General features: G+C 66.8%; 11 protein-coding genes. 6 read left to right on the plus strand and 5 right to left on the minus strand.

The window, feature by feature from the left end:
- Nucleotides 1-9: 9 nt before the first annotated feature.
- Entirely contained in the window at nt 10-1,575 is a 1,566-nt protein-coding gene (locus tag Y958_RS14775; protein ID WP_088872835.1) for a class I adenylate-forming enzyme family protein, read from the minus strand.
- 249 nt (nt 1,576-1,824) lie between these two features.
- Here Y958_RS14775 and Y958_RS14780 point away from each other — a divergent pair, with 249 nt between their 5' ends.
- From Y958_RS14780 to Y958_RS14795, 4 genes are read left to right on the plus strand one after another with little or no spacing between them, the layout of a single operon-like run.
- Nucleotides 1,825-2,835, plus strand: coding sequence for a thiamine pyrophosphate-dependent dehydrogenase E1 component subunit alpha (locus Y958_RS14780; protein WP_088872836.1), 1,011 nt, complete (start codon nt 1,825-1,827; stop codon nt 2,833-2,835).
- Complete coding sequence (locus Y958_RS14785) at nt 2,835-3,830, plus strand: alpha-ketoacid dehydrogenase subunit beta (RefSeq protein ID WP_088872837.1); 996 nt, start codon at nt 2,835-2,837, stop codon at nt 3,828-3,830. Before Y958_RS14780 ends, Y958_RS14785 begins: the two co-directional genes overlap by 1 nt.
- A 60-nt stretch (nt 3,831-3,890) precedes the next feature.
- The gene (locus Y958_RS14790) at nt 3,891-4,121 is read left to right on the plus strand and encodes a biotin/lipoyl-containing protein (RefSeq protein ID WP_044564029.1); all 231 of its coding nucleotides are present in this window, start codon (nt 3,891-3,893) and stop codon (nt 4,119-4,121) included.
- A gap of 12 nt (nt 4,122-4,133) precedes the next feature.
- Entirely contained in the window at nt 4,134-4,877 is a 744-nt protein-coding gene (locus Y958_RS14795; protein ID WP_088872838.1) for a 2-oxo acid dehydrogenase subunit E2, read from the plus strand.
- Between the two features lie 73 nt (nt 4,878-4,950).
- On the opposite strand, the gene Y958_RS14800 is transcribed toward Y958_RS14795, so the two are convergent.
- The 3 genes from Y958_RS14800 to Y958_RS14810 all read right to left on the minus strand — a co-directional run bounded on the left by Y958_RS14800 (nt 4,951) and on the right by Y958_RS14810 (nt 8,256).
- A complete protein-coding gene (locus Y958_RS14800) occupies nt 4,951-5,376 on the minus strand; it encodes a carboxymuconolactone decarboxylase family protein (protein WP_042703717.1) in 426 nt (141 codons plus the stop codon).
- Between the two features lie 45 nt (nt 5,377-5,421).
- On the minus strand, nt 5,422-7,143 hold the full coding sequence (locus tag Y958_RS14805; RefSeq protein WP_088872839.1) for an N-acyl-D-amino-acid deacylase family protein: 1,722 nt from the start codon (nt 7,141-7,143) through the stop codon (nt 5,422-5,424).
- A gap of 171 nt (nt 7,144-7,314) precedes the next feature.
- Nucleotides 7,315-8,256 (minus strand): LysR family transcriptional regulator, encoded by a 942-nt coding sequence (locus Y958_RS14810; protein WP_088872840.1) that lies wholly within the window; start codon nt 8,254-8,256, stop codon nt 7,315-7,317.
- Between the two features lie 113 nt (nt 8,257-8,369).
- Between Y958_RS14810 and Y958_RS14815 the strand changes: the two genes are divergently transcribed.
- Together Y958_RS14815 and Y958_RS14820 are read left to right on the plus strand one after the other, a co-directional pair.
- Complete coding sequence (locus tag Y958_RS14815; protein WP_211098660.1) at nt 8,370-9,329, plus strand: TauD/TfdA dioxygenase family protein; 960 nt, start codon at nt 8,370-8,372, stop codon at nt 9,327-9,329.
- A gap of 177 nt (nt 9,330-9,506) precedes the next feature.
- A complete protein-coding gene (locus Y958_RS14820; RefSeq protein ID WP_088872842.1) occupies nt 9,507-10,739 on the plus strand; it encodes an amidohydrolase family protein in 1,233 nt (410 codons plus the stop codon).
- An 83-nt stretch (nt 10,740-10,822) separates the two neighbouring features.
- On the opposite strand, the gene Y958_RS14825 is transcribed toward Y958_RS14820, so the two are convergent.
- Nucleotides 10,823-11,674, minus strand: a complete 852-nt coding sequence (locus tag Y958_RS14825; RefSeq protein ID WP_211098661.1) for an IclR family transcriptional regulator — start codon at nt 11,672-11,674, stop codon at nt 10,823-10,825.
- Between the last annotated feature and the right edge of the window lie 184 nt (nt 11,675-11,858).

Below are 11,858 nucleotides of genomic sequence, written 5' to 3' on the forward strand. Positions count from 1 at the left end.
GAAAACTCCTTAGAGAGGGGCCGTCGCGTACTGCCGGCGCAGGCTGATCTTGTCGACCTTGCCGCTGGGCAGCAGCGGCAGCGCCGGCACGAAGACGACGTGTCGGGGTTTCTTGTAGCTGGCGATCAGGGTCTGGCTGTGGGTGATGATGGCGTCGGCCGTGGGGGCGGTGCCCGCCTTGGGCACGATGATGGCCATGACCGTCTCCCCCCACTTGGGATCGGGCACGCCAATGACGGCCACCGACGCGACGTCCGGATGCTCGGCCACCGCGCGCTCGACTTCCTGGCTGTAGATGTTCTCCCCGCCGGAAATGATCATGTCCTTCTTGCGGTCGACCAGGAAGATGTTGCCGGCGGCGTCGGCGTAGCCCAGGTCACCGGTACGCAGCCAGCCGTCGCGCAGCGCCTCGATGGTGGCGGCGCTGTTGTTCCAGTAACCGGTCATGACCGAGGCGGACCTTAGCCACAGCTCCCCTGTTTCCCCTGGGGCGCAATCGCGGTCCAGGCCGGTGTCATCAGTGGCGACGATGCGCATCTCCGCCTTGGCATTGGGCTGGCCGATGGACGACAGCAGGGCCGCGTCGGTCCCCTCCAGCGCATGTTTATGCTTGGGCAGCGACGTGCCGTTGCCCTCACTCATGCCCCAGCCGTTCACGAACACCGGGCCGAAGCGGGCCAGGGCTCGCCGCAGCAGGGCCGGGGACATCGGGGCCGCGGCGTAGGCGATGGTTTCCACGCTGCTGGTGTCGACCGTGCGGCCGGCGGCGTCGCGGGCCTCCGCCGCGTCCAGCATGGCCTGCAGCATCTGGGGCACGAAGTGCAGGTTGGTGATGTGGTCGGCCGCGACGATGTCCAGCACCGCCTCCGGTTCAAACCCGCGCTGGATGAACAGCGTGCCGCAGCGCCACATCTGGGCGTAGCTGGACGACTGGGCGCCCGCGTGGAACAGGGGCATCACCACCAGGCTGCGCCCGCCGGTGCGGAAGTCGAACATCATGGCCATCTGCTCGCCCAGCGTCAGCTCGGCCAGGTGGGACCGCATGACCCCCTTGGGCCGCCCCGTCGTGCCGCTGGTGTAGAGCAAGGTGGCGATTTCATCGGTATGAACCTGCTGGTTGGCCAGCGGGGCGCGGCAGCCTGCGATGAAGGCCCCATAGGGAATGGCCCAGTCACCCACGTCGCCATCCAGGCAGACATAGTGTCGGACCGACAGCTGTTGGCGGATGCTGGCGATGGCGGGGGCGTAGGCGGCCTCGAACAGCAGCACATGCGGCTGCGTGTCGTTCAGGATGTGCTGGATTTCCGGTGTCGCCAGGCGAAAGTTAACCGTAGCCACGATCAGCCCGGACAGCCAGCAGCCGGCCATGGCTTCCCAATAGCGGTCGCTGTTCATGCCCAGCAGCGCCACCCGGTCCTGCCGTTGGCATCCGGCGGCCAGCAGGGACGCGCCCAGTGCCTCGGCCTGGTGAAGCAGATCGATGTTGGTGGTGCGCCGCCCCTGGAACACGGTCGCGGCGTCCTCCGGGAAGAAGCGGGCATTGCGGCGAACGAGATCGCCCAGGGACTGGATCATCGTTGGGTCGGCTTTCGCTGATCTCTTTTGGGGTCTCGAGACCTCGCCTCGCTATTGGGGGAAGCGGCTTCGGCGGGTCCACCGTTTCCGGCCGCGACGGCCAAGCCTACACATGGGCGATATCCCAGGGGCTCGCCGCAGGCCGTGAGTGCCCGGCGCCGGGAAACATGAGACAGCCAGAAACGCAGGGGCAGGCGCGTCCGCCGCCCTGACGAGAGACCCTGAAACCAGGAGGGGAGGCCCTATCCCATGACGGCCCCTACCATCACGGGCGTGACGCCCGATGCGGCCACCCAGCGCGACATCTATCGGCGCATGGCGTTGATCAAGGCCAACGACGAGCGGGCCCGCAAGGTCATCCGCGCCGGCAAGCTGGTGCTGCCCTACTACTCGCCGCGCGGGCAGGAAGTCATCCCCAGCGCCCTCTCGGTGCTACTGACCAACGACGACTACATCTGCACGATCTATCGCGGCATCCATGACATGCTGGCCAAGGGTGTGCCCCTGAAGGACCTGTGGGCGGAATTGGCGGGCCGGGTGACGGGTACCTGCAAGGGCAAGGGCGGCCCCATGCACATCACCCATCCCAAGTCCGGAGTGATGGTCACCACCGGCATCGTCGGCAGTTCCATGCCCATCGCCAACGGCCTGGCCTGGGCCTCGCAGATCAAGGGCGACGGCCGCGTCACCGTGGCCTATTTCGGCGACGGCGCCTCCAACATCGGCGCCTTCCATGAATCGCTGAACCTGGCGGCGGTGTGGAAACTGCCGGTGGTGTTCGTCTGCCAGAACAATGAGTGGGGTGAGCACACGGCCTACGAAAAGGCGACGTCCGCCCGGCAGATCGCCGATCGCGCGGTGGGCTATGCCATGCCGGGCGCCCGTGTCGACGGCAACGACCCCTTCGCCATGTATGCCGCCGCCAAGGACGCCGTCGACCGGGCTCGGGCGGGTGGTGGTCCCACGCTGATCGAGGCGATGACCTACCGCTTCCACGGCCACGTCCTAGGCGATGCCGATGCCTACATGGACAAGGCGCGGAAGGAGGCTGCCGTGGCCGCCGACCCCGTTCCCCGGTTCCGCGCCCACCTGATCGCCGAGGGCATCGCGACCGAGGCCGAGTTGGCCGAGGTCGAGGCGGCCATCGAGGCCGAGCTGGATGAGGCCGTGGCCCATGCCCTGGCCAGCGACTATCCCACGGTGGAAGAGCTGGCCCGTGACGTTTTCGCCCCAGAAGCCGTTGTCGGGGAGGCCGCCTGATGTCCGATACCAGCCAGATCACCATCCTGCAGGCCATCAACAAGGCCCTGACCGACGCCATGGCGGAGGATGACAGCGTCCTGGTTCTGGGCGAGGAAGTTGCCGACCCGGAAGAGGGCGGCATCGTCGGCGTGACCAAGGGCCTGTCCACCCGCTTCGGTCCGCATCGCGTGCGGTCCACGCCCATCTCCGAGCAGGCCATCATCGGCGCCGCCATTGGCGCCAGCCTGGCTGGCTTCAAGCCGGTGGCGGAGATCATGCTGATGAACTTCACCACGGTGGCCATGGACATGATCGTCAACCACGCGGCCAAGCTGCGGTTCATGTCGGGCGGCCAAACCCATGTGCCCATCGTCATCCGCACCATGACCGGGGCGGGCTTCGGTACCGGCGGCCAGCATTGCGATTACCTGGAGGCCTGGTTCGCCCATACCGCCGGCATCAAGGTGGTGGCCCCGTCCAATGCCGCGGACGCCTACGGCCTGATGCGCAGCGCCATTGAGGATCCCGATCCGGTCCTGTTCATCGAGAACCTGCCGACCTACTGGACACCCAGCGCCGCCCCGCAGCCGGGCGCCCGTGTGCCGCTGGGTAAGGCCAGCGTGCTGTCTCCAGGCCAGGACGTGACCGTTATCGCCTATGCCCGCATGGTGCAGGAGGCGCAGGCCGCCGTGGCCGTCCTCAAGGCCGGCGGTATCTCGGCCGAGTTGATCGACCTGCGCTCCGTGGCGCCCTGGGACCGGCGCACCGTGTTGGAGTCCGTGGCCCGCACCGGCAGGGCCCTGGTGGTGCATGAGGCGGTGACGCCGTTCGGCGTGGGGGCGGAGATCAGCGCCGTCATCCATGAGGAACTGTTCAGCCGGCTGAAGGCGCCGGTGAAGCGGTTGGGTGGCGCCTTCTGTCCGGTGCCCTTCTCCAAACCGTTGGAGACGGCGTTCGCGCCCCGCGCCACCGACATCGAGGCCGCCGTCCGGTCGCTGCTCGCGACCGCCTGACGCCGCCGCCCCGCAACCCAACTCCTGCAAACACAACGCCCGCGACATAAGAGGATATTGATGGCTACGGAAGTGTTGCTGCCCAAGATCGGCTTTTCCATGAACGAAGGGCTGCTGAGCGAGTGGCTGGTGCCCGACGGCGGACAGGCCGTGGAAGGGCAGCCGCTCTACGCGATGGAAAGCGAGAAGTCGACGCAGGAGGTGGAAAGCCCCGCCACCGGCACGTTGCGCATCAAGGCCCAGGTGGGGGAGACTTACGAGGTCGGAACCCTGCTGGCCGTCATCGAATAGGGGCCCGCGATCATGAGCGCATTGCTGGAGGGGCTGGCCCCTTGGCCGGAAACGGACTTCGCCGCCTTCGGCCCTGTGGAAACCCGCAAACTGTCCCGGATCCAGGCCTTGGTTGGGGCCTTCCTGGGCCGCAACTGGGTGGCCATCCCCCATGTCACCCACCAGGATGAGGCGGACATCACCGAGTTGGAGCAGCGCCGGCGAGACCGCAACGCCGCCGGTGGCCCGAAGATCACCATCGTGCCCCTGCTGGTGAAGGCCATGGCCGCCGGCCTGAAGGCCTTTCCCCAGTTCAACGCCTCGCTGGACCTGGCCAACAAGACGCTGGTCCTGAAACAGTACGTGCATATCGGCGTAGCCGTGGACACACCCGGGGGCCTGTTGGTGCCGGTGGTGCGGGATTGCGACACCAAGAGCCTGGACACCATCGCCACCGAGATCGCCGCCCTGTCGGAAAAGGCCCGCACCAAGGGCTTGCCCATGGCCGAGATGTCGGGCGGCTGCATGAGCCTGACCTCACTGGGGCATATTGGGGGGACCGGCTTCACCCCCATCGTCAACGTGCCCGAGGTGGCCATCCTGGGCGTGACCCGCGTCCGTCCGGTGGCCACCCCGGCACCCGATGGCGGCGTGGTCTGGCGCCAGGTCCTGCCCCTGTCGCTGAGCTACGACCACCGCGTCATCAACGGCGCCGACGCTGCCCGGTTCTGCCGGTTCATCGCCGACCGCTTGGCTGATCCCGCCCTGTTCGACTGAGAACAGGTAAAACTGAAGCGCCGCGCTGATGGTTCAGCGCGGCGCCATTTTTTTGGTACGGGCCTGTGGCAGGTCAGAGCAACCCGCGCTCCTCCGAGGTCTTGACGTTGGGGTCCAGCCCCACCTCGCGCAGGGCCTCGATGACCGCGGTGGTGGCCGAGGCGACGGCGGGGAAGCCGACGTAGGGCAGGGCCTGGATCAGCACGCCTTCCAGTTCCGCCACTGTCAGGCCGTTGGCCACCCCGATCTTCACATGGTTCTTCAGTTCCGCTGTTTGGCGCTGGGCGATCAACACACCGATGACCACCAGGCTCTTCTGCTTCCGCTCCAGTCCCTCGCGTCCCCAGGCATCGGCGAAGGCATGGTGCAGGGCCATCTGCGAAATGGCCGAGCCGAACTTGCCCGACGTGGCGGCCGTCCGCAGCGCGTCGCTGAAGGTTGGCCCCATCATGTCACCGATCACCGCCAGCCCGCGTTCACTCTTTTCGTCCAACGGCATGTCCGTTTCCCTTTTGCCTTGTTGAGTCTCTCAAGGCGCTCCGCCTCAGGCGGCGGGCGCGCTTCTGGCGCCGCGCACCAGACGGCCGGGCAACGCGCCCGTGGCGCGGCCGTTGCGATAGGTCACGGTGCCGGAGACGATGGTCGCCTCGTAGCCGTCGGCCTTCTGGCTCAGCCGCCGTCCGGCCGCCGGCAGGTCGCGCTTCACCCGGGGCGCGTAGAGGTGCAGGCGATCCAGGTCGATGACGTTGATGTCCGCCTTGAAGCCGGGCTTCAGGATTCCCCGGTCGTTCAGGCAGACCGAGGCCGCCGTCTCGCGCGACAGCATGCTGATGGCCTGTTCCAGGGGCAGGCGCTTCTGGTCGCGCACGTACTGCGTTAGCAGGAAGGTGGGGTAGGCGGCGTCGCAGATCATGCCGTAGTGGGCCCCGCCATCGCCTAGGCCCAGGACGGTGCCGGGCTGGCCGAACAGGTTGGCGGCGGCGTCGAAGCGCCCGCCCTCGGTATTGCCCATGGGGCAGTAGATGATGGTGCGGCCGTTGTTGCGCAGCAGCTCATCATACATCAGTTCCCGCTCATCCACACCGAGGGTGGCGGCGCGGGCCTTGATGCTGTCCTCGGCCGCCGGGTTGTAGTTCGGCGGATCGCCCAGGGGGAACAGCAGGTGGGTCTGTTGCACCACCCAGAGGAAGAAGGGGTTGGGGTCCTGCGGCTCCTCCGCCAATAGCCGGGCGCGCATTTCGGGGTCGCGCATGGCCGCCACCTTCTCATCCAGCGGCAGGTGCTCGATGGCTTTGTAGCTGGGGTTCAGGGAGAAGGGGTGGTAGCTCAGGTCCAGGCCGAACAGCATGCCGATGGGACGGGGATAGTACTGGCCGCTGATGGGCAGGCCATCCTTGCGGGCCTGCACCAGGCCGTCCATGTAACCACGCCAGCCGCCCTTGATCGTTTCCCCGGTCAGCAGGCTGAAGTTCACCGGCCGGCCCGACACTTCCGCCAGGGTGCGGATGACGGTGAATTCCTCCGTCGCGTCGCGGCTGGTGTTGGGGATCAGCTGGAACACGCCCGTGCCGGTGTCGGCCAGACCACCCGCCAAGGCCCGCAACTCATCCACCTCGGTCTGGGTGGACGGCGCCGGCCGGCCGTCGCGGAAGCGGTGGGCCAGCTGGCGCGAGGTGCTGACGCCGATGGCACCGGCGGCGATCGCTTCCGCCGTCAGGCGCCGCATCTCCGCCAGGTCGGTGTCGGTCGGCGGTTCCAGGTTGGCGCCCCGTTCGCCCATCACATAGACCCGCAGCGGGCTATGGGGGATCTGGGCGGCGAAGTCGATGTCCGATTGGCGCTGGTCCAAGGCGTCGAGATAGTCCGGGAAGCTTTCCCAGTTCCAGGGAACGCCATCGGCCATGACCACTTCAGGAATATCTTCCACCCCTTCCATCAGCTTGATGGTCAGCTGGCGATCGCTGGCCCGAGCTGGGGCGAAGCCCACGCCGCAGTTGCCCATGATCACGGTGGTGATGCCATGGTCGGACGAGGGGGCCAGCCGGTTCTCCCAAGTAATCTGGCCATCGTAGTGGGTGTGCACGTCGACGAAACCGGGGGTCACGATCAGGCCCGCGGCGTTGATTTCCTCGCGCCCCGTGCCCGGGACGCTGCCGACGGCGGCGATACGCGCGCCGGTGATGGCGATGTCTCCGGTGTAGGGGGCGGCACCGGTGCCGTCGACGATCGTGCCGCCGCGGATCACCAGATCATAATCCTGGGTCATGTTTCTCTCCCGCTGCCGCCCCGGGACCGGAATGCCGGGTTACCGGCGGGCGGCGAATTCATGGGGTCCTGCACGCGCTGCCGCCCATGCGGCCGGCTCGGCGAGGGGCCGGCCTGATCCTAGACGCGGGCCTTACGGTCAGGAGACGAATGCCGGCCGGCCGGGGCATCTCTACGAGGATGCGATATCTGCCGATGTCGATGCCGGGGGCATTGTCAGGGAATCCCATCGAAGATGGTCGGTCAGGAAGTCGAAAACCGCCTTCACGGCTGCCGGCACCTCTCCGTCCCGACCCAGGGTCAGGGTCACAGGGCTGGGGGCGGGCGGCCAATCCGGCAGCAGAACCACCAGGTGGCCGTCCGCCACCGGCTCCGCCACCAGGATGTTCAGGATCTGGGCGATGCCTGCGCCTGCGATGGCGGCCTCGGTCATGGCGGCGCCGTCATTGAACGTCAGGGCGGGCTTGGGCCGCAGCCAGGTCGACGCGCCGCCGCGCGTCAGGCGCCAGCGGTTGCCGCCGGGTGATTCCACGCTGGAATAGAGGATGCAGTCATGGTCGTTCAGCTCCTCCGGCGTCCGTGGGCACCCCCGGCGGGCCAGGTAGCCGGGGGATGCCACCAGCTGCAGCTGCCCGGTTCCCAGCTTGATCGTCGTGCGCGCCATGTCGGGGACGGTGCCCACCCGCAATATGATGTCGAAGCCGTCAGGGCGGTACAGGGTCCCCCGGTCGCCCAGGCTGAGGTCGATCACGATGCCGGGATAGGCCTGGCGGCATGCCGGGATCAGCGGCAGGATCAGGCGACGCCCCAAGGACGCTGGCGCATCGATGCGCACCCTGCCGGTCGGGCGTCCGTCCGCCTCGCGCATGGCGGCCTCGGCGGCGGTCACCGCTTCCAGGATGCCGCGGGCATGGCTCAGGAACAGGCGCCCTTGGTCGGTCAACTCCAGGCGCCGGGTGCTGCGGTTCAGCAGCTTGGCGTTCAGGTTCGCTTCCAGCCGGGCCAGATGCATGGTGACCATGGCCGGGGAAAGACGCAACCGGGTCGCCGCCCGGCTCATCGAGCCGACGTCCACGATTGTCGTGAAGACCATCAATTCAACGATTTGCGTCATGATTATTTGATCATGCGAAATCTTCCCTTTGAGTAATAGGGGATTATTCAGGCATCGCCGGGCTGATACCTCTTGGGTATCGACAATAAAAAGCTATGTGGAGGATATGGGCCATGGCCATCGAAGAAATCCCCCTTTCTCCCAATCTGGGCCTTGAGGTGCGCGGCGTGGACTTGACGCGTCCGCTGACGCTGGCGGAGGAGGCCGCCATCCTCGACGCCTGGATCCGGGCCGGCGTGCTGCTGTTCCGGGGGGCGGGGGCCAGCGACGAGATCCACATGCGGCTGAGCCGCGTGTTCGGCCAGATGGAGCCGGCGGCCACCGCCGACATGAACAACCCCGACAACCCCTATCTCATGACCTTGGCCTACGACCCGGAGGACACCAAGGCGCGCTTCAACCGCCACTACGTCGTGGACGGCGTTCCGCGCGCCGGCTGGCTGGGCTGGCACTGGGACCAGAGCTTCATGCCGACCATCGTGCGGGGCGCCGTCCTGCGCATGACCCGCCCGGCGGCGGAAATGGGGGAAACTGGATTCATCGACGCCATCGCCGCCTATGACCGCCTGTCGCCGGAGCTGAAGCGGCGCATCGAGGGGCTGGAGGTGGTGTACGAGTTCAACCCGGACTTCACCTCCGGCCAGTTCGGCTTTCCCAAGGACATCTCGGCGCTTCCGCGCGCGGCCAGCGGTGGCGGCACCGCCGTGCGGTACGATTTCCCACCCTGCGTCCATCCCTTGGTCATCACCCAGCAGGAAACGGGGCGGAAAGTGTTGAAACTGTCGCCCATGCATTCCCGCTACGTCCTGGGGATGGACAAGGCCGAGAGCGACGCCCTGCTGGAGGAACTGGCCAACCATCTGTGTGATGAGCGCTACGCCTACTTCCACCCCTGGGGGCAGGACGACATGGTGGTCTGGGACAATTGGCGGGTCATCCATTCCGCCCGGGGCGTGCCTTTGCACTGCCGGCGCCAGGCCATGCGCACGACCATCATGGGCGACTACAAGGTGGGGCGCTACCTGGATCCGGCGCTGGACCGCGACCGCAAGGTCAACCGCCTGGTCGACTGACCTCCTGCCCGCGATGTTGGGGGGCGCCCCCCAACATCGGATGGGCGATCAATCGGCGGCCGGTCCGCATCGCCACTGCCGCGTCCCATTTCCTCTGTTAAGCCAGGGTCGAATTCCACGGGACAACGTAGCGTCGCTTTCCAACCGGGGCGGCCGATCAGTGGGGAGAGGACAATCATGGCCACGCAAGCGCAAGTGAAACCGGCGGCTTCCAAGCCGCTCTACACCGGACCGATCTTCGACGCCGACGCCCATTTCTGGGAAACGGACGAAGCGTGGAGCGCTTACCTTCCGGAAAAGGTGAAGGCGGACTGGGGCATCACCTTCCGCAAGGGGCCGTCCGGCGACTTCGCCATGTATGTCGGCCCGCGCAAGGTGGAGATCAGCGCCGACCACCTGTTCGAGGACGGCCGCGTTCCGGCGCCGGGCAAGCTGCATGAGTGGCTGCGGGCGATGAAGGAAGGCAAGGCGGAGATCGACCTGCACGTCCCCAAGACGCCCGACATGATGGAGCCCGAGGCCCGGCTGGCCCTGATGGACCGGTGGGACGTGCGCGGCAGCATCCTGTTCGTGGGCAACATGATCACGGCCATCAGCTACCTGGATCAGCCGGCCGCGGCCTACGAGGTGCTGAACGCTTATAACCATTGGCTCTACGACCAGTGGAAGTTCAATTACAAGGACCGGCTGTTCGCCGCCCCCATCGTGACGCTGATGGACCTGGAGAAGGCTTGCGACCAGGTCCGCTGGTGCATCAAGCACGGCGCCCGCCTGATCCTGATGCCCATGGGGCCTTACAACGGCAAGGCGCCGGCACATCCGGACCACGACCCGTTCTGGGCCATCGTGAATGAGGCGGGCCTGCGGGTGGTCTTCCACGTTTCCGAAGCCATCTACATGAAGGACCACATGGCCGTCTGGGGCGAGCCGGTGCAGCAGTCGCGCATCCGGCAGACGGCTTTCGTGTGGATGCACGGCTATTCCGAGCGGCCGGTGGTGGAAACGCTGTCCAGCTTCATCTTCTGGAACTTTTTCGAGCGCTTCCCCAACGTGAAGCTGCTATCGGCCGAGAACGGCGCCGAATGGGTGCCGGCGATGCTGCAGAAAATGGACAAGTGCCGCGGCATGGCTAAGAACGGCTACTGGCCCGGTGGCCAGTTGAAGGAGCGGCCCAGCCGCATCTTCGCGCGGAACGTGTCCGTGGTGGCCTATCCCGAGGACAACATCAAGGCGATCATCGACCAGGTGGGCAACGCCGATTGGATCCTGATGGGATCGGACTACCCCCACGCCGAGGGCGTGGAAGAGCCGCGCATCTTCGCGGAGGAAGCCTGCAAGGGCGTGTCCGACGCCGATACCGCCAAGATCATGTACGAGAACGGCATGCGTTTTATGGGGCTAACCCCCTGATCGCCGCCCCTGTCGCTTGACCTCTCTGCGGGCTGGGAGGCCTGCCACCTGGGCCGTCCCTGAGAAGGGGCGGCCCGCTTCTTTCATGGGCCTTTCAAGTCATCATCCGTCGCCAGGCCGGACGCCTGGCGGCCGACACGCACGGTGTGCGCCAGCAGGGCGGGGAAGGAATTGCGCAGTCGTTCGATAGGGGCCGCCACTATCAGGGCGCCCAGGACGGCATCGTTGGCGTCATGGACCGGGACGGCGATGGCGGCCGTGTCGGGCAGCATCTCCCCGAAGCTGGCGCAGTAGCCCAGGCGGCGGATTTCATCCAGGCTTTCCTCGACCTGCTCGGGCGAGGTGCGGGTCGCGGGGGTCAACGGTCTCAGGTGCGCCCGCGCGAAATAAGCCTGACGCTGGTTGGCGGGGGCATGGGCCAGCAGGACCCGGCCGGCGGCGCTGGCATAGAGGGGCGCCCGCAGGCCCACCCGCATGGCGTAATGCACTGGCTGCGGGCTGTTCACGGCGTCGGTGTAAATGGCTTGGCCGATATCCCAGTCGGCGATGGCGAAGCCCACGGACTCGCCGGTCGTCGATGCCAATTCCCGCACATAGTGCCGGACCAGGTCCGGCAGCGACCAGGACGAGAGGATGGTGCCTGCCAGGCGGTAGGCCCCGGGGCCTAGCTGATACAGCCCGCCTTCCATGATGAGGAAACCGTCGGCCACCAGCGCCCGCAGCGAACTGACGAAGGTGCTCTTGGGCACGTCCAGCGCCTGACTCAGTTCAGACAGCGTCATCCCCTGCCGCCGCCGGGCGAGAAGGTCGAACAGGTCGAGCACGCGCGACATGGCGCGCGGCCCGCCGTTCCCCTTGCCAATCTCAACGGTGGAACTGCTTTCAACCAGGCGGGCCTTGGCGCCCACGCGTTTGGCGACGAACTGATCGGTCACAGCGGTCCCGCCTTTATTCCCTGCGTTGCGATCCCCGGGGGCGGGGACTGGATCTGCCGTGCCACGGTTGCCATGGCCAACTCCTTGTGAGTGGGCGAGCCGACCTCGAACCAGCCGCAATTTTGCGCTGCGAGTTCCAGTGGTGCAACAACCGCGACCGGGCCAACAAGTTGCGTCACCGATG

It is taken from the genome of Nitrospirillum viridazoti CBAmc (assembly GCF_000730165.1).
Taxonomy (GTDB): domain Bacteria; phylum Pseudomonadota; class Alphaproteobacteria; order Azospirillales; family Azospirillaceae; genus Nitrospirillum; species Nitrospirillum viridazoti.

Coding starts and splice junctions, on each gene's coding strand:
- Y958_RS14775 (WP_088872835.1), bottom strand. CDS start 1,575: ATGATCCAGTCCCTGGGCGATCTCGTTCGCCGCAATGCCCGCTTCTTC.
- Y958_RS14780 (WP_088872836.1), top strand. CDS start 1,825: ATGACGGCCCCTACCATCACGGGCGTGACGCCCGATGCGGCCACCCAG.
- Y958_RS14785 (WP_088872837.1), top strand. CDS start 2,835: ATGTCCGATACCAGCCAGATCACCATCCTGCAGGCCATCAACAAGGCC.
- Y958_RS14790 (WP_044564029.1), top strand. CDS start 3,891: ATGGCTACGGAAGTGTTGCTGCCCAAGATCGGCTTTTCCATGAACGAA.
- Y958_RS14795 (WP_088872838.1), top strand. CDS start 4,134: ATGAGCGCATTGCTGGAGGGGCTGGCCCCTTGGCCGGAAACGGACTTC.
- Y958_RS14800 (WP_042703717.1), bottom strand. CDS start 5,376: ATGCCGTTGGACGAAAAGAGTGAACGCGGGCTGGCGGTGATCGGTGAC.
- Y958_RS14805 (WP_088872839.1), bottom strand. CDS start 7,143: ATGACCCAGGATTATGATCTGGTGATCCGCGGCGGCACGATCGTCGAC.
- Y958_RS14810 (WP_088872840.1), bottom strand. CDS start 8,256: ATGACGCAAATCGTTGAATTGATGGTCTTCACGACAATCGTGGACGTC.
- Y958_RS14815 (WP_211098660.1), top strand. CDS start 8,370: ATGGCCATCGAAGAAATCCCCCTTTCTCCCAATCTGGGCCTTGAGGTG.
- Y958_RS14820 (WP_088872842.1), top strand. CDS start 9,507: ATGGCCACGCAAGCGCAAGTGAAACCGGCGGCTTCCAAGCCGCTCTAC.